Source organism: Flavobacterium azizsancarii (genome assembly GCF_027980145.1).
Taxonomy (GTDB): Bacteria; Bacteroidota; Bacteroidia; order Flavobacteriales; family Flavobacteriaceae; genus Flavobacterium; species Flavobacterium azizsancarii.
The window spans coordinates 117,730-144,088 of record NZ_JAMZNK010000007.1; the positions used below are offsets into that span (position 1 = coordinate 117,730).

At 34.4% G+C, this 26,359-nt stretch carries 19 protein-coding genes and 1 pseudogene; 5 read left to right on the forward strand and 15 right to left on the reverse strand.

All coding sequences use genetic code 11. The features are described from left to right. Positions 1 to 8: 8 nt before the first annotated feature. The 8 genes from NJT12_RS06675 to flxA all read right to left on the reverse strand — a co-directional run bounded on the left by NJT12_RS06675 (position 9) and on the right by flxA (position 9,071). Positions 9 to 911 (reverse strand): NADPH-dependent FMN reductase family protein, encoded by a 903-nt coding sequence (locus tag NJT12_RS06675; RefSeq protein WP_271335105.1) that lies wholly within the window; start codon positions 909 to 911, stop codon positions 9 to 11. A gap of 44 nt (positions 912 to 955) precedes the next feature. Beyond that, complete coding sequence (locus tag NJT12_RS06680) at positions 956 to 2,596, reverse strand: phytoene desaturase family protein (protein WP_271335106.1); 1,641 nt, start codon at positions 2,594 to 2,596, stop codon at positions 956 to 958. A 387-nt stretch (positions 2,597 to 2,983) separates the two neighbouring features. Further along, positions 2,984 to 3,862, reverse strand: coding sequence for an LpxL/LpxP family acyltransferase (locus NJT12_RS06685; protein ID WP_271335107.1), 879 nt, complete (start codon positions 3,860 to 3,862; stop codon positions 2,984 to 2,986). Then, positions 3,862 to 4,116 (reverse strand): acyl carrier protein, encoded by a 255-nt coding sequence (locus NJT12_RS06690; protein WP_271335108.1) that lies wholly within the window; start codon positions 4,114 to 4,116, stop codon positions 3,862 to 3,864. The genes NJT12_RS06685 and NJT12_RS06690 overlap by 1 nt, the downstream gene beginning before the upstream one ends. Continuing rightward, on the reverse strand, positions 4,109 to 5,344 hold the full coding sequence (locus tag NJT12_RS06695; RefSeq protein ID WP_271335109.1) for a beta-ketoacyl-[acyl-carrier-protein] synthase family protein: 1,236 nt from the start codon (positions 5,342 to 5,344) through the stop codon (positions 4,109 to 4,111). The genes NJT12_RS06690 and NJT12_RS06695 overlap by 8 nt, the downstream gene beginning before the upstream one ends. Before the next feature lie 173 nt (positions 5,345 to 5,517). Next, positions 5,518 to 6,249, reverse strand: coding sequence for a flexirubin biosynthesis SDR family reductase FlxB (gene flxB, locus NJT12_RS06700; RefSeq protein ID WP_271335110.1), 732 nt, complete (start codon positions 6,247 to 6,249; stop codon positions 5,518 to 5,520). A gap of 26 nt (positions 6,250 to 6,275) precedes the next feature. Beyond that, positions 6,276 to 7,508, reverse strand: coding sequence for a WG repeat-containing protein (locus tag NJT12_RS06705; protein WP_271335111.1), 1,233 nt, complete (start codon positions 7,506 to 7,508; stop codon positions 6,276 to 6,278). A gap of 42 nt (positions 7,509 to 7,550) precedes the next feature. Beyond that, a complete protein-coding gene (flxA, locus tag NJT12_RS06710) occupies positions 7,551 to 9,071 on the reverse strand; it encodes a flexirubin biosynthesis tyrosine ammonia-lyase FlxA (protein ID WP_271335112.1) in 1,521 nt (506 codons plus the stop codon). Between the two features lie 101 nt (positions 9,072 to 9,172). On the opposite strand from flxA, the gene NJT12_RS06715 reads away from it, so the two are divergent. Then, a complete protein-coding gene (locus NJT12_RS06715) occupies positions 9,173 to 10,426 on the forward strand; it encodes an NAD(P)/FAD-dependent oxidoreductase (protein WP_271335113.1) in 1,254 nt (417 codons plus the stop codon). Between the two features lie 76 nt (positions 10,427 to 10,502). Here the strand turns inward: NJT12_RS06715 and NJT12_RS06720 are convergent. The 6 genes and pseudogenes from NJT12_RS06720 to NJT12_RS06745 form a co-directional block, all read right to left on the reverse strand. Next, a pseudogene (locus tag NJT12_RS06720) lies at positions 10,503 to 10,895 on the reverse strand (helix-turn-helix domain-containing protein). 66 nt (positions 10,896 to 10,961) lie between these two features. After that, positions 10,962 to 11,567, reverse strand: coding sequence for a hypothetical protein (locus tag NJT12_RS06725; RefSeq protein ID WP_271335114.1), 606 nt, complete (start codon positions 11,565 to 11,567; stop codon positions 10,962 to 10,964). 124 nt (positions 11,568 to 11,691) lie between these two features. Next, the gene (locus NJT12_RS06730; protein WP_271335115.1) at positions 11,692 to 13,377 is read right to left on the reverse strand and encodes a sodium/sugar symporter; all 1,686 of its coding nucleotides are present in this window, start codon (positions 13,375 to 13,377) and stop codon (positions 11,692 to 11,694) included. Between the two features lie 285 nt (positions 13,378 to 13,662). Further along, positions 13,663 to 14,718, reverse strand: a complete 1,056-nt coding sequence (locus NJT12_RS06735) for a UDP-glucose--hexose-1-phosphate uridylyltransferase (RefSeq protein WP_271335116.1) — start codon at positions 14,716 to 14,718, stop codon at positions 13,663 to 13,665. A 16-nt stretch (positions 14,719 to 14,734) separates the two neighbouring features. Then, positions 14,735 to 15,895, reverse strand: a complete 1,161-nt coding sequence (gene galK / locus NJT12_RS06740; protein WP_271335117.1) for a galactokinase — start codon at positions 15,893 to 15,895, stop codon at positions 14,735 to 14,737. A 45-nt stretch (positions 15,896 to 15,940) separates the two neighbouring features. Beyond that, positions 15,941 to 17,047: an aldose epimerase family protein gene (locus tag NJT12_RS06745; protein WP_338083383.1), complete on the reverse strand. Its 1,107-nt coding sequence runs from the start codon at positions 17,045 to 17,047 to the stop codon at positions 15,941 to 15,943. A gap of 64 nt (positions 17,048 to 17,111) precedes the next feature. On the opposite strand from NJT12_RS06745, the gene NJT12_RS06750 reads away from it, so the two are divergent. From NJT12_RS06750 to fsa, 3 genes are all read left to right on the forward strand, one after another. Continuing rightward, complete coding sequence (locus tag NJT12_RS06750; protein WP_271335118.1) at positions 17,112 to 18,110, forward strand: GntR family transcriptional regulator; 999 nt, start codon at positions 17,112 to 17,114, stop codon at positions 18,108 to 18,110. Positions 18,111 to 18,921: 811 nt separating this feature from the next. Further along, positions 18,922 to 20,976: a transketolase family protein gene (locus NJT12_RS06755; RefSeq protein ID WP_271335119.1), complete on the forward strand. Its 2,055-nt coding sequence runs from the start codon at positions 18,922 to 18,924 to the stop codon at positions 20,974 to 20,976. Between the two features lie 9 nt (positions 20,977 to 20,985). Continuing rightward, positions 20,986 to 21,642 (forward strand): fructose-6-phosphate aldolase, encoded by a 657-nt coding sequence (gene fsa / locus NJT12_RS06760; RefSeq protein ID WP_271335120.1) that lies wholly within the window; start codon positions 20,986 to 20,988, stop codon positions 21,640 to 21,642. Between the two features lie 394 nt (positions 21,643 to 22,036). On the opposite strand, the gene NJT12_RS06765 is transcribed toward fsa, so the two are convergent. Further along, on the reverse strand, positions 22,037 to 22,726 hold the full coding sequence (locus NJT12_RS06765) for an NUDIX hydrolase (protein ID WP_271335121.1): 690 nt from the start codon (positions 22,724 to 22,726) through the stop codon (positions 22,037 to 22,039). A 643-nt stretch (positions 22,727 to 23,369) separates the two neighbouring features. Here NJT12_RS06765 and NJT12_RS06770 point away from each other — a divergent pair. Next, complete coding sequence (locus NJT12_RS06770; protein ID WP_271335122.1) at positions 23,370 to 26,339, forward strand: SusC/RagA family TonB-linked outer membrane protein; 2,970 nt, start codon at positions 23,370 to 23,372, stop codon at positions 26,337 to 26,339. The last annotated feature ends 20 nt before the right edge of the window (positions 26,340 to 26,359 follow it).

Below are 26,359 nucleotides of genomic sequence, written 5' to 3' on the forward strand. Positions count from 1 at the left end.
TTCGTCTACTAAACTCCTTTATAATATTGAGTTTCTTTTTTTATGGTTTTTAACTTAAATGGGTAGGTAATAAGGTGCAATATATATACTATTGGTGAGATTAACCATATTGCAAGGAATAAATAAACATTAAATACTTTAAGAAGCAGTTTTCTGTTTTTTTGATGCTTATAAATCAAATTTGACCATTTATTGAAAATTTTATTGGCTGTTTTATCTACTGTAACTAAATATGAGCTGATTTTTACTGCGCCAATTGCCAGTAATTTTGGCTGTAAATCTTCTAGTTTGTTCTGATTTAGTTGGGAGAAAATAACTTCTCCAAATTTATTAGATTCCTGAATGTCTTTGTCAGAGACTCCCGGTAAAGGAAGTATTCCCAAATACTTTTTCTTTACTCCGGAGAACATCCATTCTACGATTGTAATGACACTGATTAAATTTCCAACCCGATCTACCAGGGCAATGTTTCCTACTAATTGAGCATTGGCTTCTTTTAGTAATGTTTTGATTTTTTCCTGTGCCATAATCCACATATTTCGGGAACCGCTTATAGTAACAACTGGCGTATTGTTCAGGATTTTTTTTGCATCATCACTTTTCAAAAATGAATTGACAGGAATCGAAGGCGACAAATACCAAACCTGGTAATGGAAAAGAACTAAGTCGAATTTTGTGTTTAGAATTTCTTGAGGAACAGGTTTTAATGCTGTTGGGATTTGAAGAAAAGATTCTGGAAAGGCGTCAAAAAAAGAATCCTTATCCCAAGGAAAGGGAAAGGGTTTCTCTAATTGTATTTCGTGAAACGTTACATTTATTTCTTCTGAATTCAGGAAAGGTTTTGCGATATTCCGCGCAATCTCTTCTAGTTGTCCTGACTGAGAATAATAAATAACAAGAACATTTTTCATTTGGTTTAATGGCTTTGGTGGTTGCGCAAAAATAAGTATTTTTTTTAAACGAATTTCCTTATTTTATCTGTTCGTTTTATGTGTACCCAATCCGGCCATGTCGCAGCATCTTCGGCATCATAAATTCGGATTTTTTGGTTTGCATCTTCTATTAATAAATCATCAGAGGTACAGCCCAGAATCGCTGCAGCTGCTGCAACTCCGGAATATGTTGCTCCTGCAACACCGTGAGATAAGGTACAGGCACCACAAAGAAACAGATTTTCGATTTCGGTTTTGTTCTTGTAAGAGAAAGGCCCTACCTGATTTAATGTTTTTTCGGTGCCGTAAACATTTCCTTTTGTCGAATTAATATAGAATTCATTGGTTTTAGGAGTTCCTAATTCTGCCTGTATAATATGTTGCTTCGCATTTGGGATTATTTTTTCGACGTTGTTCATCAGTTTTTCGACGATTCTTTCTTTGAATATTTTATAGGCTGGATTATGATAATCATCTAATCCATTAAAATCTTTCAAATGATCGTAATTGACGTAGGTTACAATTTCGAAATTATGGTAACGTCCGTTAAAACTTGCCGGATCTTTGAGTGTCGTACAACTTATAAATACCGAGGGAAATGAATCGCCGGAATCAATTGTATCGCTCATTAAATGTTCGAAATTGGCATCGTCGTTTTCATCTTTCATCATCCAGAAATTTCCGGAATCTATATTATATAAGGTAACATCAATATCAAGGGTCAAAAATAAAATTAAAGAAGTAACGGAGTATCTAGTCTTGTCAAGTTTTTTGAGAAGTGATTTACTTAAATGTTCTATATCAATTAAATTTAAATAAGTGATTGAAGGATCAGCATTCGAAACAATATTTTTGGCTCGTATTTCTTCGCCGTTTTCAAGCTGAATACCTATGGCTTTTTTATTTTCGATAATGATTTTGCGTACGTTTTGTTTTACGCGAATTTCTCCGTTATGTCTTTTTATACCGTTTGTCATGGCTTTTACAATGCCGCCGCCGCCGCCCATTGGATAAAATCCGCCATCAAAATAATGACTCATTACGGAACAATGTACCGGAAAACAAGCACGACTGGGAGGAAGTCCGTGATCGCCGCACTGAATATTCAATACTGCTTTTAGCTTTGGATCTTTAACATGCCATCCAATTACTTTCTTTAAAGGAAACAAAGCAAATTTGCCAAAATGTTTGGTACGGAACGGAACGGTAATGTTTTGCCACCAACCTTTTAGTTTTGGAATCAATTGCAGTTCGTAACTTACTTTTTCAACCAAAGAAAGATATTCGTTGATGTTTTTTTCTTCGTGTGGAAAATGGGAAGAAAGGGTTTTCTTGAGATTGTCAATTCCTGCCGGAAGATCGAAAGTCTCATCTCCAATCAAACAATGTTCGTAAGCCTTTTTATTCATTCGGAAAAAGACCATGTCATTCGCAATTCCTAAACCCCTGTACAATTCGTTGGTAGATTGTCCTTCTTCAAGTTGTCCTACATAATGTACGCCCGGACTAAAACGCTGCCCTTTTAAAGTAAAACTATGACTCCAGCCACCGGGAACATAATGTTGTTCGAGTACCAAAACTTTCTGTCCGGCTCTTGCAAGACATATAGCAGTTGATAAACCGCCAACTCCGGAACCAATAATAATGGTGTCAAATTCCTGCATATTTTACTTTAAGAATTGTAGGGTATAAAAGAACGATTTTTAATTAAATAATTTTTACGCTTTGACGTAATTTGTAAAAAAACTTAAACAGATATTTTGTGTTGATTTCGAAATTAAATCTATGTGTTTAATTTTTTCACGCAGATTTTAAAAGATTTGAGCAGATTTCTTTTCTAATCTTTGGCGGTTTAAACACATAGGAACATAGCTTTTGTCCTGTCTAATGATTTAACCGCAAAGTCCGCAAAGTTTTTTATTTAATGGTATGTTTAGAAACACAAAGTTCGCAAAGCTTTGTATTGATTTAGCTTTGCGAACTTTGTATTTTTATAAAATCCGATATGTAAAAAACTTTGCGGACTTTGCGGTTAAATTCCCTTTAATTTTTTATTTCAATTGATTCCAAAAATCAAAGTAATTGAACCATTGCAGAGGATATTTTGCCAACATCGATTCTACACTTTCGATATAAGCTTTCAACAATCCTTTTTCGTCACGGTGTTTGACTATCGCTTCTCTTGCATACAAGTGATAATGCAGGTTTGGCTCTTTCATTACGTAAACAAAAACTACGGGAACTTTTAATCTTGAAGCGATTAAAAATGGACCTGCAGGAAAGTTTGCTTCTTCACCAAGGATTTTCTCAGATAGTGATTTGGTACCTTCAAAATAGCGATCGCCTGTAAAACAAACCAGCTCATTATTTGCAAGTGCAGCATTGATCTCGAAAATATGAGACATGTCATCGCTGATAATGATAAATTTAACGGTAGGTTTTTGAGCAACGCTTTCCAGATAATTCTTAATAGCCGAATGTTCTAAATCTGTAGTAACCAGATTAATCTGAAAATCAATGTCGATATCGCCTAAAAAATGTTCTGCGATTTCAAAATTTCCAATATGAGCACTGATTAAAACGCCTCCTTTTTTCTCTGCCAAAAGATTTTTCAGGATTTCGATTCCATCAAATTCATAGGTAAATTTATTTCGCATTCCTGCCGAAATGGAAATTTTATCAATAATAGTCTGTCCAAAAGTGTAGTAACTTTTGAAAACCATTTTTTTAGATTTGAAATGAGAATACTTCAGCCTTTCTCTGAAATAATAAGAAATAGCTTTGTTGCTTTTTTTTAGAAATAAAAAATAGTAAGAAGCAACAAAATAAAGTAAAACATAAGCAGCTTTAACCCCCGCTTTTTTTATTAAAAAAACGAATATTCTATATCCTAAAACAGTTCCTTTTGATTTGCCATCCCATTTGCTCATTAAGCAGTTTTGGCTTTTAATTTGTTTTCAATAAGATCATAAAAGCTTTGAAAAGAATCAATTCCTACGAAATCAACTTCTACTAGTTTTACGCCAAAGTTAGCTTCTATTGAAACTACTAAGTCAACATAATCTAAACTATCTAACCCAAGTGTGTCTTTTAAATTAGCATCTGGTTCAATATCATCATTATCTACTTCAAATTCATCAACTAAAAAACCATTAATTCTTGCTATAATCTCTTCTTTATTCATCGTTTAATTTAAACTTTTTAACCACCAACGCAGAGTTGGTTCCTCCGAATCCGAAGGAATTGGACAAAAATATGTCAAATTTTTTGTATAAAGTAGTTTTGACCAAATTTAATTTGGCTGCATCTTCATCAGGATTGTCTAAATTGATGTTTGGAGCAATGAAATCGTTCTGCATCATTAAGATCGAGTAGATTACTTCACTGGCTCCTGCCATCCAGCATTCGTGACCAGTCATTGATTTTGTGGAACTTACATACGGATTTTTCTCACCAAAAACTTCGAAAATAGCTTTGGCTTCATTACCGTCTCCAACTGGTGTTGAGGTTGCGTGAGCATTTATATAATCAATGTCCGTTGCTTTTATTTTTGCATCATCAAGCGCTCGTTGCATGGCTATAGACGGGCCTTCGACATTTGGCGTAGAAATATGTCCACCGTTTGAAGAGAAACCGTAACCTACGACTTCGGCAATAATGTTGGCGCCTCTTGCAATCGCCGATTCGTAACTTTCAAGAATTAAAGTAGCGCCGCCGCCACTCGGAATTAACCCGTCTCGATCTGCATCAAAAGGACGAGAAGCTTTTTGAGGTTCATTTTCTCTATTCGAAAATACGCCTAAACCATCAAAACTGCTCATCGCATATTTGTTGATTTCCTGAGCACCTCCGGTAATAATAATATCCTGAAAGCCGCTTTTGATTAAAAAATAAGCCAGACCTATAGAATGTGAGCCACTTGCACAAGCAGCACTTATGGTAAGATTGATGCCACGGAGTTTAAAAATCGTAGATAGATTCATCGTTACCGTAGAATTCATTGATTTAAAAATGGCTCCGGAACCTATTAGTGCGGTGTCTTTTTTCTCGCGAACAATATCTGTAGCATCAATAATGGCTTTTGAGACACTATCATTTCCGTACATAATACCTACTTCACGATTGTCAAAAAAAGTGTCATCGATATTGGCATTCTTCAATGCTTCGATAGTAGCCATATAAGCATACTCGGTTTCTTCACCAATGCTCATACGTTGTCTGCGGGTCAATAAGTTTTTTAAATCAGCTTTCGGGACCATCCCTGTAAGTGCTGATTGAAAACCAAATTCTTTTCTTTCAGAATCAAACTGAATACCGGATTTCCCGTTGTATAACGATTCCTTTACTTCTTCTAAAGAAGTTCCGATACAAGAATAAATTCCCATTCCAGTAATTACAACTCTCTTATTCATCGTCTTTCAAAGTAATTTTTTATCCTTAAAGTATAATTTTTTTTATCTCGCAAAGACGCAAAGTCGCAAAGTTTATTCTTTTTTTAAGTTTTTTTAATTAAAACTTTGCGTCTTTGCGTGCAATTTTCAACGTTTAAAAAAAACTTAAAATAGTCTCTCAAACATAGGAACTATTAAGAATATATTCCTCCGTTTATATTGATAATTTCTCCTGTAATATAGCTTGATTTTTTTGAAATCAAAAAGCTTACCAAATCTGCTACCTCTTCGGCTTCGCCAAAACGATTTACGGGAATCAGTTTCAATAATTCTTTTTCGTCTAACTGGCTTGTCATATCGGTTTTTATAAAACCAGGGGCAACAGCATTTACAGTAATATTTCGTTTGGCAACTTCCTGGGCCAATGCTTTTGTAGCAGCCACGATTGCGCCTTTGGCAGCCGAATAATTCGTTTGTCCGGCCGTTCCTTTTACGCCTGAAACAGAAACTATATTTACGATTCGGCCATATTTATTGCGTAGCATTTTTTGAATTAAAAATTGCGTTACATTAAAAAATCCGTTTACGCTTGTATTCATAACACCGTTCCAGTCTTCGGGAGTCATCCACATAAAAAGACCGTCTTTTGTAATTCCGGCGTTGTTTACTATTGCTTCTACAATCGCTTCAGGATTTGCATCCTGCCATTGTGTTAATGTTTTTTGTACTTCTTCAAAATTAGAAACATCAAAACCTAAGATTTCTCCGGTTGCTCCTAATTTTTGAATTTCCTGAAGTGTTGCTTCGGCAGCAGTTTTATTCGAATGATAATTAATCAGAATATGATAACTAGATTCAACGGCTAATTTTTTACAAATAGCACTTCCGATTCCTCTTGAACCGCCTGTTACTAATACACATTTCATATTATGTAGAATTTATTTTTTAGATGTTACTTCTTCTTTTTAGCTGCAGGTTTCACCGCAGGTTTTGTAGCAGTCTTTGTTTCTGCTTTTGACTTATCAGTAGCAGTTTCAGTTATAACCTTTTTTTCTATTGTTTTTTCTGCTGTTTTCGAAAACAGTTCAGCGTTTTCAAACCATTCATTTGATAATACAGTTCCGTCTGGTTTAAGAAAACCCCATTTTCCTTCATTTTTAACTCTGGCAACACCATCAATAAATCCTTTGTCTTGTTGTACAAACATGGCAATAAGTCCGTTTGCGGTAATACCATATTGTGTTGGAATAACTAGTTTTCCGGCCTCGTTAATGAATCCCCAGTTTTTTTCTTTTACAGGAGCAAGCCCGTTTGAACTAAAAACTTCGGCATCGCTATATGTTGGCGGAATCACAAATTCAGCTTTTGGGTTGATGTATCCCCATTTAGATCCTATACAAACCGGAGCCAGGTTTTTTGAGAATGCTTTTGCTTTATCATATATAGGTAGAATCGTCCAGTTTCCTTTTAAGTCAATGAATCCAATTTTCCCGTTCTTTTTGGCATAAGTCAGATCCTGAGTTTCAAAATCCCAGATCTTTTCAGCACCATCTACCGGAATAAATTTTCCTGCGCTAACGAGTCCAAAAGTTTTGTCCATTCTTGCCCACGCGGTATTTTTAAAATAGTTTCCTATTTCGGCATAAGCAGGTTCAATAATTTCTTTTCCCTCAGTATTGATGATTCCCCATTTTTTGTTCAGTTCGACCCTTGCAAAACCATTTTCAAAAGATTTAATCTGATCGTATTTTGGTTCCAGAACAATGGCCATTTTTGAATTGATTAATCCAACTCTGGTATTTTGTCTGATAAAAGCAACCCCATTATTAAAATCAAATAATTTATCAGAAAACGGTGCTTTCTGAATTTCTCCTTTAGTATCAATATAAACCCAGTCCTTATCTTTTTTTACAATTGCAATTCCGCTGTTAAAATCTTTTGCATCATTAAAAGTTGCCGGAATTACCCAGGTTCCTTTAGTGTCTATAAAACCCCATTTTCCACCGTTTTCTACAGCTGCTAAACCATCAGAAAAACTTTTGGCTGATTTGTATTGAGGTTCAATCTTAAAGTTTCCATCTTTAGAAATGTATCCAATCTTGCCATTTTTTTTAACCAAAGCCAGTTCCTGACTATTAACAAATTGAATAAAGAATACTAATAAAAAAATAAGCGGTTTTTTCATGATTTTAAGGTTCAATATTAATAATGTGAAAAAAGGTATTTATTAACTGTTGATTAGATAATCTTTTACTTTTTGAACAAACGGATACATTACCTGATCTTCTGAAAATACAGGAATGATATTTCTAACGTCATTGTACCATTTTTTAGTAACTGATGAAATTTTATCTTTTTGTTCTAAATAGTCAATTGCCTGAACGATTGTAATCATTTCGATTGCTAATACTTCAAAAGAGTTTTCGATTACTTTTGATGTAATGACTGCTGCATTTGTTCCCATACTTACAATATCCTGATTGTCATTATTGTTTGGGATACTATGAACATACATTGGGTTCGATAACATCTGGTTTTCGGCAGTTGTTGAGGTTGCAACGAACTGAACACCCTGCATCCCGAAATTAAAGCCTAGAGTTCCTAAGTTTACAAATGGAGGAAGGATTTCGTTGATTTTTGAATTCAGTAAATAATTCAACTGACGTTCTGCCAACATGGTTAATTTTGTAATAACAATTTTCAGTTTATCCATTTCAAGCGAAATATAATCGCCGTGGAAGTTTCCTCCGTGATAAACGTGTTTGTTTTTTACATCTATAATAGGATTGTCATTTGCAGAGTTGAATTCGTCTTCAAGAATAGAAGCAACATTATTGATTGTTTCTAAAACCGGACCTAAAATTTGAGGTACACAACGTAAAGAATAATATTCCTGAACTTTTTCCTTGAAAATTTCTTCAGTGTTTTCGCCAGAATATAAATGGTCTTCTCTTTTACGAATCAAAGTACTGTCAGAAAGATTTTGTCTCATTCTTAAAGCTACTTCTTGTTGTCCTTTATGACGTTTGGTTTGGTTTAATTCTTCAGAGAAGTGATCGTCATATGCCTGAACCAATTCGTTGATCGCGCAAGAACATTTTAATGACCAGTCTAATAATTTATTAGCGTGGTGCACATTTACAACTCCAATTCCCGTCATTACAGAAGTTCCGTTGATTAACGCAAGTCCTTCCCTGATTTCTACCTGAATTGGTTTTAAACCTTCGATTTCGAAAACTTCAGGAGTTGGTCTTCTGTCTCCTTTATAAAAAACTTCGCCTTCACCAATTAAAACTAAAGCTAAATGTGATAGTTGTACTAAGTCTCCGCTAGCACCAACACCACCGTGCTCAAAAATAAGGGGTGTAATATCTTTGTTGATCAATTCTGCCATAAGGTGAATTACTGACGGATGAACACCTGAATTACCTAATGATAAAGTATTTAATCGAGCCAAAATTGCTGCTTTTGCACAAACAGGACTTAAAGGTTTTCCTGTTCCTGAAGAGTGACTTCTGATTAAATTGTATTGTAACTGAATTTGGTCAGATTCTTTAATTCTATATTGAGCCATTGGCCCAAAGCCTGTGTTTACTCCGTATATTACTTTATTTCCTGAAAATTCTTTCAGGAAATTGAAGCTTTCGTTTACCCGATTTAAAACAAGATCGCTAATGACAATTTTGTTATTTCCAAAAATGATGGACTCGAATTCTGCTAAACTTAAATATTCATTAATTGTATTCATTAAACTGGTTTTGATTGTGCTAATTTAATTTTATTTATCAAAATAAATGTAGTTATTTTGATGATGGCAAATGTAGGCTAATAATTGATAATATTTTTAATATGATAAAGGAGTTTGTTGATGTTTTAGTGATTGGTGCAGGACCTTCCGGATGTGTCTCGGCATCGTATCTTCACAAAAACAATATTAAGATAAAAGTTGTTGAAAAAACAAAGTTTCCAAGACTTGTGGTTGGGGAAAGCCTTATACCCCGGGTAATGGACCATTTTGCTGAAGCTGAGCTTTTTGAATGTCTTGATGCAATGAATTTTGAAAAGAAATTAGGTGCCCGATTTATCAGAGGAGAAGAAATATGCGTTTTTGATTTCAGTAAAAAATTTGGTGAGGGCTGGGATTGGACCTGGCAGGTGCCAAGAGCTGATTTTGATCATACAATGGCGCAGGAAGTGATTCGAAAAGGGATTGATCTTGAATTTGAATCTGAAGTGCTGGAGGTTTCTTTTGAAGGTAAAAAATCGAAAACGATCGTAAAGGATAAGGACGGAAATCTTAAAGAAATTCATGCTAATTTTATTATAGATTCCAGCGGATACGGGCGTGTTCTGCCAAGACTTTTAGATCTCGATACGCCATCAAAACTAGATCCGCATTCTTCGATATTTACACACGTAAAAGACATTAACAGAACTGAAGGAGAGGAAGGAACTCAGATTTCGTTTGATATTCTCGAAACAGAAGTTTGGTTATGGGTAATTCCGTTTTCGAACGGAAACACCAGTTTAGGGGTTGTAGGCCCAACGGATTATATTAATTCTCTTTCTGAAAATAAAGACAATGCTGAGGCTTTGCGAAATGCGATTCAAAAATCAGATTATTATATCAAAAGGTTTAAAGGAACTGAATTTTTATTTGAACCCGTAAAACTGGAGAATTACTCAAGAGCCGTAAAAAGAATGTACGGAGATGGTTTTGCCCTGACCGGAAATAGTTCTGAGTTTTTAGATCCTGTTTTTTCATCCGGAGTTGCTTTTGCAACCGAATCCGGTATGCTCGCAGCAAAATTATACCTTAAAGAATCAAAAGGAATTGAAGTAGACTGGGAAGTTGAATTTACTGAATACATGAAACGCGGTATTGCTGTTTTTACCACTTATGTAAAAGAATGGTACACCGGAAATCTTCAGACTTTATTCTTTCACCAACCGGAAAACCCTGATGTTAAAGAAAAAATATGTTCTGTTCTTGCAGGATATGTATGGAATGAAGAAAATCCGTTTGTTAAGAAACATGATCACGTAATCAAGAATATGGCGTATTTACTGAATATGCAAAAAGAAGAAAATCAAGGTTCTTAATATAATGTCCAAGAAAAAAGCGCAAATATCTTTTATGATTTTGCGCTTTTTTTATAAAACAACCTTATAAAGAATATTATTTTTCTTTTAACATTTTTTCTAAAAATTCATTCTTCTCTTTTTCAACCTGAATTAAGCGTTCGTAAAGTTCTATCACTTTATCAAGAGGATTAAAAGTTGCAAGTATTAATGTTATTTCCAAAGAAGTTATTAGGACTATCGTTGAAAGTATTAAAATAACTAATCTGTTTTCTTCTGAAAAATTTTAAATTGCTTCAACCTTAACGCCAAGTACTTTTGCTATTTATACCAGCTTTTTACTATCAACTTCTTCGCTTCCTTCAATGCTGGAAACCGTTTGTTGGCTTACTCCCATGGCCTCTGCAAGTATTTCTTGTTTAATACCACGAAGTTCTCTGATACGGCTAATATTTCGGCCAATATGTTTGGGTTTGGTTGCTGTGCCCATATTTCAAAGGTATTTAAAATTCTTTATAATAGGTATTGATAAAAAAACAAATGTTTTGGTAAAATACTATTTGTATGCTTTCTTTATAATCATTTTCGAAAGAGATTTTGCTGTTTTAGCATATCCTTCACCAATTCTGGATTCATTACTAAAGTTACTTCCCCATTGATCTCCCGGAGATTCTTCGCTTGTTATTTCTAGCAGGACATTTGATTTATTGGCAGTTTCAACAAACTTTAGATTTGTAGTAACTTTTGCAGGTTGTTTCATAATTCCGGCATCCCAACCCGGGTAAATCCAAACGGTTTGTACAATTAAGGTATAAGGAGTATTTAAGCCTTCCTGAAAGTTAAGATCTTTTTTTGCTTTAGACAATACAATGTTTCCTATTTCTAAAAATTTAGGCGTCCAGATCTGGTCTTTAGAAACCACCCATCTCTTTTCCCAAAGATTGCCGTTTCCTTTTGCTTTTTTATCCAAATCGGCTTTGTGTTCTTCGATATATTGTGCCTCAGATTTATTTTCTTTCATCATAGTAAAATTACTATAATCAAACTGAGTGTTGATTTCTTTTTGATCTTTTAAGAAATCAAAATTACCCTGAACGACTTTCATGTCCTGTGCGAAGGCAACTCCGGAAATAAGGAATAATGCAAATATTAGTCTTTTCATTTTTTTATAATGTTGGTTAATTATTCGGGGGTAAATGTAAGTGAAATCTTTGTAGAATAAAAAAGAGGATGCTGTTTGTAGCATCCTCTTTAATCTTCAAAAAATAATATAGTAAAAAATTATACTACCAGAATTTAACATACAAAGCCACGATAACCAATAATGTAATTACGATTAAAACTGTAGTTTGTGGTTTTACTTTAAACATTTCAGCGTCTATTTCAAACGCTTTTGGATTTACTTTTGGTCCTGCAAAACTGATTGCGATCATCGCAAGCATAGTAAAGAAGAATGATAATCCCATACAAATATGGAAAGGGATTTCGAATGCACCTTTTCCGTTAGGATACGCTGTGTACAATAAAGTCTCGTTTCCAAAAATCATTGGAGCGTATTCGTTGAACAATACAGAAAGAACAAATCCTAAAATTACACCCACAATTGCTGCAGTTCCGGTAGTTCTTTTCCAGAACATACCAAGAAAGAACATCGCGAAAACTCCGGGGCTAATAAATCCGGTGTATTTTTGGATGTAGGTAAATCCACCAACTCCGCCAATTCCTAAGATATCATTCCATGTAAATAATACCGCTAAAAGCATTGCAGCAAAAACGGCAATTCTACCAATATTTACCTGTTGTTTTTCTCCGGCGTCTTTCTGAATGTATTTTTTATGAATATCCAATGTATAAATAGTCGAGATACTGTTTACTTTTCCGGCTAATGAAGCCACAATTGCAGCTGTTAATGCTGCTACAGAAAGTCCTTTTAAACCTGTTGGCAAGAAAGTCAATACAGCAGAATAAGCTCCGTCTTTTCCTCCGACCAATTGAGGTAAATGTCCGTTTTCGTAAAGAACGTAAGCAGCAATACCAGGTAACATTACGATTAATGGCATTAATAATTTAAGCATCCCTGCAAACAAAATACCAGTACGGGCAGTTTGCAAATCAGCACCTAAAGCTCTTTGAGTAATGTATTGGTTACAACCCCAGTAGTTTAAGTTGATGATCCAGATACCGGCAAGGTAAGACATCAAACCAGGAAAAGTTAAATATTTATCGATATCAAGCTGAGAAGATGTTGCAGTTGGTTTTGGGATAATCATTTTGAAATGCTCAGGAGCTTCTCTCATTAAAACCTTGAAACCGGCAATAGCATTTTCACCTACTCCAAAATATTGTCCAACAGTTGTTAGTGCGATGTATGAAGTAACCAAGCCTCCAATGATCAAAACAGCAACCTGAATAACGTCTGTATACGCCACGACTTTCATACCTCCCAAAGAGATAAATAAAGCGAACACTGCCAAACCTATCATGATCACGTGCAGATATTCTCCCCCCGCTAAACCATTAATAGCAACAGCCCCTAAATATAAAATAGAAGTTAAGTTTACAAATACATATAAAAACAACCAGAAAACTGCCATAATTAATGCAGTCGATTCATTGTAACGTGTTTTTAAGAATTGAGGCATCGTATAAATCTTATTTTTAAGATATACCGGAATAAACCAGACTGCTACGATAATCAAAGCAATAGCGGCTAACCACTCATAAGCAGCAACAGCGATTCCTAAAAAGAAACCTTCACCACTCATCCCGATGAATTGTTCAGCTGAAATGTTTGATGCAATTAATGATGCTCCAATAGCCCACCACGTTAAGTTTCCTTCGGCCAAAAAGTAAGCCTTAGCATCTTGTTCGTCTTGTTTACGTTTGCGGTAAACAGTGTAACCGTAGGCAGAAACTACGATGAAATAAATAATAAAAACCGCATAATCTGCGAAAGCGAGGTTCTGGTTCATTGTTAGTAGTATTTTAAAAATTAGTATAGGTGATTGTTTGTTTAATTTGGTTTTTTAAAAATCATTAGTTTAGGATAATTTTCAAACTAAGATTTTGTTATTTGTATTCCTTTAAAAATAAGATATGTGTTTTTATTCTGTTATTTTTTTATCAAAATAAGAATGAAAGCCAAAAGTAAAATAAAAAATTATAAATACGCTATTTACAAATGTGTTTTTTACATTTATAAATAAATTATTATGTTAAATTTTAAATTGGCTTTCTGTAAAAGGACTTTTGATGGTTTATTTCTTAGTCGATTTATAATGCACATCTGATTGTTGTCTTAAAATTTCGGCACTTTTTTCAGGAGTGATATCTCGCTGCGATTCGCCCAACATTTCATATCCAACCATGAATTTCTTAACCGTTGCTGAACGCAATAACGGCGGATAAAAATGCATATGGAAATGCCATTCAGGATGGTCTAAACCATCTGTTGGAGCCTGATGAATTCCTGATGAATAAGGGAATGAAGTACTGAACAGGTTGTCGTACTTAATCGTTAATTGTTTTAAAATAACAGCAAAAGCATTCGTTTCATCAGCTGTAAAATCCGTAATCTTATTAACAGCCCTTTTGCTGATAATTATAGTTTCGTATGGCCAGATTGCCCAAAACGGAACAAGTGCTACAAAGTGATCATTTTCGATCACAACACGATCTCCGGTTTTTAATTCCGCTTGCAGGTAATCTTCAAGAAGTGTTCTGTTATTTTTATCAAAATAAGTTTTTAGGCTGTTTTGTGTTTTCTCTACCTGAGTTGGCAATGATGATTGCGCCCAGATTTGCCCATGCGGATGCGGGTTGCTGCAACCCATAACACTTCCCTTGTTTTCAAAAATCTGAACGTGGTTAATATACTTGATATTTCCTAAATCAGTATATTCTTTTTGCCAGGTCTTGATAATGTTTTCAATTCCTTCAATTTCCATTTCAGGTAAGGTAAGATCGTGTCTTGGCGAGAAGCAAACCACTCTGGAAATTCCCTGTTCCGGTTTTGCTTTAAAAAAAGTATGTTTTATATCTTCTTCAAAAATAATCTCGTCCTGCTTCATAGCAGCAAAATCATTTTCGAACACAAAACTGCTCTCGTAATTCGGGTTGTTTACTCCGTTTGCGCGAACATTTCCCGGACACAAATAACAAGTTGGGTCGTAATTAGGTAATGCTTCAGTTGCAATTGTTTCGTTTTGTCCTTGCCAAGGTCGTTTTGCACGATGAGGTGATACTAAAACCCATTCGTTGATTAAGGGATTGAAACGTCTGTGAGGATCTTCATTAATGTCAAAATTTTTCATTGTAATTCTTGTGGTATTAAAGTAGTGTAGTTCCGTTTGAGATTTTTACATCATAGAATTTTAATTCAATCCCAAATGTATCTAAATAAAGATTTGAAAACTTACTTTTCACCTCATTTTCATGTCCTTTTTTAATCAAATTGATAGTACAGCCTCCAAAACCGCCTCCCATTAGTCTGGAACCAATAATAGCATCATCAGATTTTGCAGTATCTACCAGCATATCCAACTCGGCACAACTTACTTCATATTCTTGCGATAAACCATAATGAGTTTCAAAAAGTAATTGTCCTAAAAGTTCTATATTTCCGCTGTCAAGAGCCTCACAAGCCTTTATAACACGATTAATTTCTTTTACAACATAATATACCCTCTTAAAAACAGTAGGATTTATTTTATCCTGAATGCTTAAAAGCTGCTCTTCAGTGCAATCCCTGAAACTTTTTACTTCAGGAAAATTGTTTTTTATAATGGCCAGCCCTTGCTCACACTCAATTCTTCGGGTATTGTATTCAGATGTAAAAAGAGAATGTTTTACATTGCTATCAAACAAAATCAAAGAGTAATCTTTAAAATCAGCATTGTGATATTCAAAATCCAATGTGTTGCAATCTAATTTTATCACTTTATTTTCAAGACCGTGAACACTTGAAAACTGATCCATAATACCACAATTGATACCCACCCAGTGTTCTGCTTTTTGTCCTAATAAAGAAATATCAATTTTTTCAATCTTTAAATCAAAAAGCGCTGCAATTCCATAGATTATTCCGCATTCTAAAGCCGCCGAAGAGGATAATCCCGAACCAACCGGAATATTACTGCTAAAAACACAGTTGAAACCTTCAAACACAAATCCGTTATCCTGCAATTGTTTGATAACGCCGCGAATATAATTGGTCCAGACAACGTCGCTTAATTTGATTTCCTCAGTCAGATCAGCCTCAAATTCTTCGTTTAAATCGATCGCGATTATTTTAGATTTTTTGGTGTTGCTCTTCTCGAAGGCAAAACAAATAACTTTGTCGATTGCTGCAGGTAAAACATAACCGTCATTATAATCAATATGTTCCCCAATGATGTTGATTCTTCCCGGAGAAAGTACCACTTTTTGAGCAGCAGATCCAAAAGATTTCTCAAAAAAAGCAGTAGTGTTCTGTATTAAAATGTCATTCATTATTTTGTAATTGAAATGGTAATATCTTATAATTCGTAAACTTTTTTAATTGATCGATTTGTTTATATTTTCAAATTTATAAACTGTTTTCTGCTGGTATTCCGTACCTTTTTTCAAAACCGAATTCGGAAAATGAGTGTGATTAGGTGCGTCCGGATAATTTTGAGTTTCAAAACAAATTCCGCTTGACGAATGGTATTTTGTATTTGCTTTTCCTTTTAAAGTATCAGAACATTTCCCGCCTACATATATATGTACACTTGGCTGATCCGTGTAAACGCTCATTTGCAAATTGTTTTTAGAGCTGTACAATTTTGCAACAGCATCATTTGTAGCTTCAATTACAAATGAATTATCAATAGATGCCGGAGCATTTTTAGGTATTCTAAAGTCAAAATCATGATCAGAAAGAGCAGTGAAATTTCCTGTTGGGATATTCTCTGAATCTATTTCCAGTATTTTATCAGAAGCAATAAACAGTTTTTGATCCAAAACAGAACCCTCATGACCATCGAGATTAAAATAACTGTGATGCGTTAAGTTGATAACAGTATCTTCTGTTGGGGTAGCTTTGTATTCCAGCTTTAATTCATTTTCTTCGGTTATCGTATACGTTAAATCTACGTGTAATTCTCCGGGAAAATTTTCGTCTAAATCCTCACTTAAAAGACTTAATGTTATTGACGGATTTTCTCCGGAAGTTGCATTAGTAACATTCCATACTTTCTGTCCAAAACCAATATTACCGCCGTGCAATGCATTTTTGCCATTGTTTATATTTAACTGAAATGTCTTATCGTTTAATGTAAACTTGCCTTTGTTTATTCTGCCCGCATAACGGCCAACAGTTGCACCAAAATAAGGAGCACCTGGTAGGTTATAAGAAGCCAAATAAGATTCTAAGGTATTAAAACCCAAAACAACATCTATAAGACTATCATTTGAAACCGGAATTTGCAATAAAGTTACAGTAGCACCAAAATTAATTATCTGTACCTTCATTCCGTTTTTATTAGACAATTCAAAAGCAAGAATTTCTTCGTTTTCTGGTGTTAAACCAAATGATTTAGATATAGATACATCTTGAAAATGCGATATATGTTTTATTTCCATATTATTATTACCAAAAGTGAAATCCAAAAATAGAAACATTTCGTTATCTTTCCATACCAGTACCTACCAGTTTTTTGTATATTGCACCAAAATCACTTTTTTTATGAATATTATTTCGATTCAAAACAACATCGGTCTGCCAAAATATAAGCAGATAATTCTTTCAATAGAAAAAGCAATTGAAGAAGAAAAATTGGTAAAAGGCGATCGTCTTCCGTCTGTTAATAAAGTGTGTCTGGCATTTTCGTTATCGCGTGATACTGTTTTATTAGGATACGATGAACTCAAAAAAAGAGGTATTATTTATGCTATTCCAGGCAAGGGATATTATGTTAAAAGCGTTGAAGTCACTATAAAACAGAAGGTTTTTCTGTTGTTTGACGAATTAAATAGTTTCAAGGAAGACATCTATAATTCGTTTTTGCAGCATATTGGTAAAAATGTACAGGTCGATATTTTCTTTCATCATTTTAATCCGCAGGTTTTTCAAAAACTCATAAACGACAGCAGCGGAAATTATACAAAATACATCATCATGCCCACCAACTTCACTGATGTGGCAAAATTTATAAAAACCCTACCAGTAAGTGAAGTTATCATACTGGATCAGACCAATCCGGAGCTTAAATTGTATCCGGCAATTTATCAAAATCATGAAAAAGATATTTTTGAAGGTTTGTTTAATGGGAAATCGAGGTTAGGAAAATATGAAAAACTGATTTTGATTTTTCCCGGATTCAGAGAACCACTCGGAATGAAAATTGGTTTTGAAGCTTTTTGTGCCGAATATAATTTTGAATATGAAATCATCACAGAATTTACTGATCGCAAAATTACTTTAGGAGATTTATACATTATACCCAATGATCGTGATTTAGTGCGCGTAATCGAAAAAGCAAGAGATCAGAACCTGAAATTAGGAATCGACCTGGGGATTATATCCTATAATGAAACGCCATTAAAAAAGATTGTAGCTAACGGAATCACAACAATTTCGACCCATTTTGAAACAATGGGAAAAATTCTGGCAGACATGGTTCTTAAAGGTAAGAAAGAACAAATAGAAAATAAATCATCGCTTACAATGCGTAATTCTTTGTAAAGGCTTTCTATTTTTTTTTAGGAGCTAATCCCGCTATCCGTTTCAATCTTTTGTGGCTCCCGATAGCTATCGGAAGCCACAAAAGGATTTCCACTTCTATCGGGGCTAGGACACTCATTTTCATAACAATATTTTCGTTTAGTTTGTCATCCTGATGCAGGAATGATCCACAAGAAGCTCGACAAAAATTGCGAAATTACTAGTGTGATCCGTCGTTCCTCAGGATGACAAGATTATGGTTACTTGATATTGAATAAATAAAAAAGAATAAAATCCGTTTTTAATCCGTGTTTTTACGAAGTAAATCCGTGTCATCCGTGTGCTATGACAAAGATTACGGAATTACGAGTGTGATCCTTCGTCCTCAGGATGACAAGATCGTGGTTAATTTATGAACAAAAATAAAAATCTGTTTTTAATCCGCGTTTTTACGAAGCAAATCCGTATCATCCGCGTGCTATGACAAAGACTGCGTAATTATTTTGTTGTGTTACGAGTGAGATTCTTCGTTCTGTTGAAAATGAATATTGTGTTTAAACTTTGCTTCTTAACGCTTTTGTGAGATTAATTTTTTTAACCAATATCTCATAATACAAACCGTTAATGTATTAAATTCCTAAAATTTTAATTAAAAAAACAAGGAAACAATTTTTTTGTTTTTGTAGAATTATTTTACATACATTTGTAAATGTAAATTTTACACTTATAATTTGTTTCCTGCTATATAGAACGAGCTCTATTTGAAATTGAGTTGAAACAGATAAAAACCACTATTGACCAAACCAAACCAACTTAAAATTACAACTTAGCAATGAATGAAAAAATAGACCAATTATCGGCAGATAATATAAGAGCTCTGGCCATTTCGATGGTCGAAAAAGCAAATTCAGGCCATCCCGGAGGATCTATGGGAGGCGCAGATTTCATGCATATTTTATATACTGAATATCTAAAATACGATCCAACAGATATGAACTGGATCTTTAGAGATCGTTTTTTTATGGATGCCGGACATCTTTCGGCTTTAATGTATGCACAATATCATTTGCTTGGCAATTACGAAAAATCAGATCTTGAAAATTTCAGGCAATGGGGTTCTGTAACTCCCGGTCATCCTGAAATTGATGTAAAAAGAGGGGTCGAAAATACTTCAGGACCTTTGGGTCAGGGTCATGCGATGGGAGTTGGAGCGGCAATTGCTGCGAAGTTCTTATCAGCAAGATTTGAGAATTTATTTGATCATAAAATATATGGTTTTATAACTGATGGAGGAGTTCAGGAAGAAATCTCACAAGGCGCAGGAAGAATTGCGGGGCATCTTGGACTGAACAATTTTATTATGTTTTATGATTCAAATGATGTGCAGCTTTCGTCGATGACAGATGAGGTTACAACGGAGAATACGGCGATGAAATATGAATCCTGGGGTTGGAAAGTAATTACAATTGATGGACATAATCATACTCATATTCGTTCAGCATTAAATGCAGCTCATGCCGAATTAGAAAGACCAACTTTGATTATTGGGCGTACTATAATGGGAAAAGGCTGTGTAACTGCTGACGGAACTATGTACGAAGGACAATGCGAATTGCACGGAAAACCTATTGGTGCTACAAAGGCGAATTTCGAAAAAACATTGCTGAATCTTGGTGCAAATCAAGAAGATTCATTTGCAGTTTATAACGATGTTGCAGTTCATTATAAAGAAATTTTAAAAAATAAAACAGAAGAAGCTTCGAATAGAAAAGTACAAATCTCAGCCTGGAAAAAACAGAATCCTGAATTGGCAACAAAGATGAAACATTTTTTTAATGGAGATCTTCCCACTCTGGATTTTGCCGGTATTACTCAAAAAGCAAATGCAGCAACTCGTGATGCATCGGCGGCAGTTCTGGGATATTTGGCTGAAAATGTAGAGAACATGATTGTTTCTTCGGCAGATTTATCCAATAGTGACAAAACAGATGGTTTCCTGAAAAAATCTTCGATTTTACAAAAGAATAATTTCAAAGGAGGATTTTTACAAGCCGGTGTTGCCGAATTGACGATGGCAGCAATTGCGAACGGAATGGCGCTTCATGGTGGTGTTATCACCGTTGTGGCAACGTTTTTTGTGTTTTCAGATTATATGAAACCGGCAATTCGTTTGGCGGCAATTCAGGAATTACCGGTAAAATATGTCTGGACACACGATTCTTTTCGCGTAGGCGAAGATGGGCCAACACACCAGCCAATCGAGCAGGAAGCCCAAATTAGATTATTGGAAAAAATTAAAAATCATTCCGGCGCTCAGAGTTTATTGGCTTTGCGTCCGGCAGATGCTGTCGAAACTTCGGTTGCGTGGCAAATGGCACTTGAAAATAAAAAGACACCAACAGGTTTAATTCTTTCCAGACAAGATATCAAAGATCTTCCAACAAATGGGAAATCAAGATTTGAGGAAGCTTCCCAGGCTAAAAAAGGAGGTTATCTGGTAAAATCAAATCAGAATCCAGATATCACTTTGATCGCAAACGGATCAGAAGTTGCAACACTTATAGAAGCCGCAAATGAGCTCGAAAAGGATTTTAAATTAAATATAAATGTGGCTTCTATTATTTCAGAAGGACTTTTTAGAACTCAATCTTTAGAATATCAGGAAAGCGTTATTCCAAAAAATTCATTGGTCTTTGGGCTTACTGCGGGACTTCCTGTTAATTTAGAAAATCTGGCGGGCAGTAACGGAAAGGTCTTTGGATTGGATCATTTTGGCTATTCAGCACCGGCATCAGTTTTAGATCAGAAATTTGGATTCACGAGTGAAAATGCCCGTAAAGAGATCCTTAAATATTTAGAAGAAAACAATTATAACTTATCAAAATAACAGAAAGAAATGAAATTTTTTATAGACACAGCAAACTTAAAAGATATTAAAGAAGCCAATGATTTAGGCGTTTTAGATGGTGTAACCACAAACCCTTCGTTAATGGCCAAGGAAGGAATTACAGGAGCTCAGAATATTCTGGACCATTATATTAAGATCTGTGAATTGGTTGATGGTGATGTAAGTGCCGAAGTAATTTCGACAGATTTTGAAGGCATGATTGCAGAAGGAGAAAAGCTGGCGGCATTGCACCCGCAGATTGTGGTAAAAATCCCGATGATCAAAGATGGTGTAAAAGCAATCAGGTATTTTTCGAATAAAGGAATCAGAACCAATTGTACACTGGTGTTTTCTGTTGGTCAGGCATTATTGGCGGCAAAAGCGGGAGCAACGTATGTATCGCCATTTATTGGCCGTCTTGATGATGTTTCTACTGACGGGATGGTGCTGATTGAAGATATCAGATTGATTTATGATAATTATGGTTACGAAACCCAAATACTGGCAGCTTCAGTGCGTAATGTAATGCACATTATAAATTGTGCCAAAATTGGTTCAGATGTTATCACCGGACCATTGAGTGCAATTGAAGGTTTGCTAAAACATCCGCTAACGGATATTGGGTTAGCTACTTTTTTGGCTGATTATCAAAAAGGAAATAGTTAAAGTAATTTTTTTTGGCCCACGGATTTAACGGATGAAATTGGTTGTCGCAGATTTAATTTTTTTTAAAAGGGATAGCAAATTTAAATTTATCAGGCAGATCTGATAAGGATAAAAACCCGTGAAAATCAGTTTAATTTGTTTGATCCGTGGCTAATTATAAATAATAATTTTTGTTTAGTTTTTTAGTAATTTTATTTGAAGAAAAAACCCTGAGAGTTTGTGGCTTTCAGGGTTTTATTTTTATTTGTTTTTTCACGCAGATTTTACAGATTCATACAGATTTAAATTTAGATCTGCTCTAATCTGCAAAATCTGCGTGAAACTTTTTTAATCTTAATATTTGTCATTTAAAAAAATCAGTGAAAATCAGTTTAATCCGTGGGCTAAACTTTCTCTACAAATTCAATACAAAATCGTTAAGTAATTTTTCCTCATATTTTTCCTTGTTAAAAGTGTATAGATAAGATCCTTTGCGGGAAGACTGCATATCTTTTTCCTCTAATTTATTTAGAATTTCTAAAGAATTGATCTTGCTGATAAAGTTTCGTTTGTCTAATTCCTTGCTTAAGATTGCTTCATATAATTCTAACAATTGACGCATGGTAAATTTTTCCGGCAACAACTCAAAACCAATTGGTTTTATCGAAGTTCTGTAACGAAGTCTTCTAATTGCTTGCTGTACCATTTCGTCATGGTCAAAAATCAAATTTGGGGCATCCGTAATACTAAACCATTGTGCGTGATAATTCTTGATCAATTCAGCATTATGATTTTCGATATTAATCAAAGCATAATAAGAAACTGAAATGGTTCTTTCTACAGGATCACGATCGATTTCGCTATACGCATATAATTGCTCCATATAGATATCGTTTAAACCGGTATAGGTATTTAAGATTCTGATAGCAGCATGATCTAAAACTTCATCGCGTTTTAGAAAACCTCCAATCAAAGACCATTTTCCCTTTTCAGGCTCAAAATCTCTCTTGATTAAAAGGATTTTCAACCCCTCATGGTCGAATCCAAAAATGATACAATCTACTGCTAATAAGACTTTATCTGCAGTGCTATAACTGTTTAGCATATTCAATTTTTTATTGGTAAATATATAAACTTCCTAATTCGTTTCATAATTTATTAATGTAGATTTTACACTTACATTAATTCCTACTCAAAAATAGAGTTAAAAAAACAACTTTTCACATAAAATTAATGACGACTTTTTCTTTTTGTGATTTTTTTAAGAGCAAAACAGGATAGATACAGGATACTTTTTTGAAAAAATGTACAAACAAAATTTGAAAATTAGTAGTCAAAATCAGTTTTTATTTACAAAAATAACGATTTTATTCCCTTCAAATATTTATAAAAAAGCCTATTTAGTAAATTTTTTCAGACTCCCTTTTTTTGATTAAAAAGAGCCTTTTTGATAAAAAGTGTAGATTTTACACAAATAAGTATTAGAAAAGAGCTTTCTTTTTGAAATAAACGTGATTTTTTAAATGTTATGTTTACACTTAATTTGCGATATGCATTTTTTTTACAACCTTTTTTTGTGAAATTAATTTGTTTTTGAGGTTTTTTTTTATTTAAATTTACAAATGTAGAATTAACACTTATAATTATACGCTAACCAACTTAAACTAACCAATATGATAACAAACCAAAAATTATTTTTTTATTGCAATTTTTTATTGCCAAAAAAAGAATGGCTTTTAGCATTAATAATGCTAGTATTTTCAGCCCATCAAATGTCGGCGCAGGACAAATTGATTGGTGGAGTTGTTACTTCGGCTCAGGACAAACTGCCTTTGCCGGGTGTAAATATTTTGATAAAAGGAACCAAAACAGTTGTTACAAGTGGTTTTGATGGAGAATATTCGATTAAAGCATCTCCAAATGATGTTTTAGTCTTTTCATTTATAGGATTTCAAAATCAGGAAATATCAGTAGGAAATCAAACAAAAGTGAATGTTGCTTTGAGCGAAGACACAAATAAACTAAATGAGGTAGTAGTTGTAGGATACGGAACACAAAAGAAATCTGATCTTACAGGTTCGATAAGTGTGGTTGATATGGAAGCTGCTAAAAAAACGATAACCTATGATCCTGCAAAAATGCTTCAGGGCCAGGTTGCCGGTGTTACAGTACAATCGTCAGGAGAACCAGGAGGTTTTGTAAATGTAAAAATCAGAGGTATAAATTCATTTACAAACAACAATCCTCTTTTTGTTATTGACGGAATGATCGTTGATAGTCCAAATGATTTTGCGCCTGGTGATATCGAATCGATGCAAGTTCTAAAGGATGCATCCTCGGCTGCTATTTATGGAGTTCAGGGAGCAAACGGAGTTGTAATTATCACGACCAAAAAAGGTAAAAATGGCAAACTTGACATTAAATTCAAATCATTAGTAGGACTTCAGAATGTGGCTAAAAAATGGGACCTGACAGACAGAGTCGGCTATCAGAAAATTACAACTGCTGCCGAATTAAATGCCGGATTAACTGTTGCTCCGGGAAATGACCCAACAAGTCCTTCTTATATAAAAAATGTAAATACAGATTGGCAAAAAGAGGCTTTTCAGACAGGGATTATCCAAAATCAATCGCTTACACTTAATGGCGGAGCTGAGAATTTAGGCTATAATATGAATGTAGATTATTTTAAAAATACAAGCTATTTAAATTCTCCGCAAGATTATGAAAGATTATCGACCAATTTAAATTTATACGGTAAAAAAGGAAAATTTAAATACGGTTCTAAGATAGGTTATACACAATCTGACAAAGAGAATTTCAACGAATATAATGCAGGTCAATCAGCGATTGTTGATTTGCTGGGCGCTATTCCAACAATGCCTGTTTATGATCCAAACAGACTTGGCGGTTACGGTGGTACAGATGTTTTAACGCAAAGAGCCATTTCGATGAATGTAATTGGGTTTAATAATTTAATAACGAATAACGGAAAAAGAAATCGTTTCATTGGAGATATCTGGGGAGAACTTGAAATCGTTAAAGGACTTAAATATAAACTAGATGTAAGTTATGATAGATTAGATTGGCAAAACAGAAAATTTAATCCACCAAGCAATCTAGGATGGTACTATATTACAACGAATGAGAAAGCTGCATTAGATCTTGAAACCGGAAATCAGACCAGAACATTCCTGAATAATTTATTGACATATGAAGTTTCACTTGGTAAACATAAAATTGATGCGCTAGCGGGGTGGATTCAGGAGAAAAAGGATTTTTATAAACTATGGAATAAAGGTGTTGGCTATACGCCGGGAGAGATCAGTCAACTTCAATATGCTGATTCAAGAGATGGAGGAGAATATAAAAGTACGATTACGAATATTTCGTATTTAAGCCGATTAAATTATTCTTATGATGATCGTTATTTTATTACCGGAAACTTCAGACAAGATAAAACATCACTTTTTAGTGAAGAGAATAATACAGGTAATTTCTACTCTTTTTCAGGAGCGTGGAAATTGAGTAACGAAAAGTTTATTCACTTACCGGAATGGTGGAATACAATTAAACTTAGAGGAGGTTATGGTATTTTAGGAAATAATACGATTGGAGTATATGCGTATTCACCAACTATTAATGCTTTTGCAGGATATGATTTTAACAATGCATTAGCACCTGGAACTACGGTAGTAAGCGCAATTGATCCGGATGTGCACTGGGAAGAAACTTCGACTTCGAATGTTGCTCTTGAGTTAGGATTCTTTAATAACGATTTACAAATTACGGCGGAATATTATCAAAAAAAATCTACGGATTTATTAATTGGAGTTCCGTTGCCTTTTTCAACAGGAGCATTTCCGGCAAACGTAGTAACAAATGCAGGAGCAGTTAAAAACAGTGGTTTAGAATTTTCAGCAAGTTATAACAATAACCATCATAAATTTAAATATAGCGTTTCGGCCAATGTAGGAACTTTAAAAAATGAGGTTTTACAAATTGGCCGTGACGGAAATCCAATTTACGGGGCAGCTTCAAAAACAGAAGTAGGAAGATCTATTGGTGAACTTTTTGCTTATGAAACGGCAGGGATTTTTCAGAATGCTGCAGATTTAGCTGCGTCACCAACGCAAACTAATGCAGGTATTGGAGATATTAAGTTCAAAGATGTAAATGGCGATGGTAAAATTACAGATGCAGACAGAACTTTTCAGGGAGTTGCGATTCCAAAATACAGTTACGGATTTAATTTTAGTGCTAATTATAAAAACTTCGACTTTTCGATGTTTTGGCAAGGAAGCGGTGGAAACAAGGTGTTCAATGGATTGTACCGCAATTTAATGACAGAACAATACGGAAACAGCAGTGTTGATGCATTGAATTACTGGACTCCAACAAATACAAATACAGATGTACCACGTCCGATCATTGGAGATCCAAATGCAAATTCAAGAGACTCTAACAGATTTATTGAAAGTGGCGATTATATCAAATTGCAAACATTGGAAATAGGATATTTAATCCCTGTTCCTAAAGACACTTTTATTCAAAAAGCGAAGATATTTATCAACGGACAAAATTTATTAATTATTAGTAAATACAAAGGCTACGATCCGGATTTTAATTACAATGACGGATTATTTTCCAGAGGATACGATGCGGGATCTTTCCCTAATCCAAGAACAATTTCTATGGGTGTTGAAGTAAATTTTTAAACTAGCCTAATCAATTAAAA

Excerpts from the sequence above, each read along its gene's own strand:
- NJT12_RS06750 (WP_271335118.1), top strand. The coding sequence starts at position 17,112 with ATGAATATTATTTCGATTCAAAACAACATCGGTCTGCCAAAATATAAG.
- NJT12_RS06685 (WP_271335107.1), bottom strand. The coding sequence starts at position 3,862 with ATGAGCAAATGGGATGGCAAATCAAAAGGAACTGTTTTAGGATATAGA.
- NJT12_RS06765 (WP_271335121.1), bottom strand. The coding sequence starts at position 22,726 with ATGCTAAACAGTTATAGCACTGCAGATAAAGTCTTATTAGCAGTAGAT.
- NJT12_RS06675 (WP_271335105.1), bottom strand. The coding sequence starts at position 911 with ATGAAAAATGTTCTTGTTATTTATTATTCTCAGTCAGGACAACTAGAA.
- NJT12_RS06695 (WP_271335109.1), bottom strand. The coding sequence starts at position 5,344 with ATGAATAAGAGAGTTGTAATTACTGGAATGGGAATTTATTCTTGTATC.
- NJT12_RS06730 (WP_271335115.1), bottom strand. The coding sequence starts at position 13,377 with ATGAACCAGAACCTCGCTTTCGCAGATTATGCGGTTTTTATTATTTAT.
- NJT12_RS06705 (WP_271335111.1), bottom strand. The coding sequence starts at position 7,508 with ATGAAAAAACCGCTTATTTTTTTATTAGTATTCTTTATTCAATTTGTT.
- NJT12_RS06725 (WP_271335114.1), bottom strand. The coding sequence starts at position 11,567 with ATGAAAAGACTAATATTTGCATTATTCCTTATTTCCGGAGTTGCCTTC.
- NJT12_RS06690 (WP_271335108.1), bottom strand. The coding sequence starts at position 4,116 with ATGAATAAAGAAGAGATTATAGCAAGAATTAATGGTTTTTTAGTTGAT.
- NJT12_RS06715 (WP_271335113.1), top strand. The coding sequence starts at position 9,173 with ATGATAAAGGAGTTTGTTGATGTTTTAGTGATTGGTGCAGGACCTTCC.
- NJT12_RS06680 (WP_271335106.1), bottom strand. The coding sequence starts at position 2,596 with ATGCAGGAATTTGACACCATTATTATTGGTTCCGGAGTTGGCGGTTTA.
- fsa (WP_271335120.1), top strand. The coding sequence starts at position 20,986 with ATGAAATTTTTTATAGACACAGCAAACTTAAAAGATATTAAAGAAGCC.
- NJT12_RS06735 (WP_271335116.1), bottom strand. The coding sequence starts at position 14,718 with ATGAAAAATTTTGACATTAATGAAGATCCTCACAGACGTTTCAATCCC.
- flxA (WP_271335112.1), bottom strand. The coding sequence starts at position 9,071 with ATGAATACAATTAATGAATATTTAAGTTTAGCAGAATTCGAGTCCATC.
- NJT12_RS06755 (WP_271335119.1), top strand. The coding sequence starts at position 18,922 with ATGAATGAAAAAATAGACCAATTATCGGCAGATAATATAAGAGCTCTG.
- NJT12_RS06770 (WP_271335122.1), top strand. The coding sequence starts at position 23,370 with ATGCTAGTATTTTCAGCCCATCAAATGTCGGCGCAGGACAAATTGATT.
- galK (WP_271335117.1), bottom strand. The coding sequence starts at position 15,895 with ATGAATGACATTTTAATACAGAACACTACTGCTTTTTTTGAGAAATCT.
- NJT12_RS06745 (WP_338083383.1), bottom strand. The coding sequence starts at position 17,047 with ATGTTTCTATTTTTGGATTTCACTTTTGGTAATAATAATATGGAAATA.
- flxB (WP_271335110.1), bottom strand. The coding sequence starts at position 6,249 with ATGAAATGTGTATTAGTAACAGGCGGTTCAAGAGGAATCGGAAGTGCT.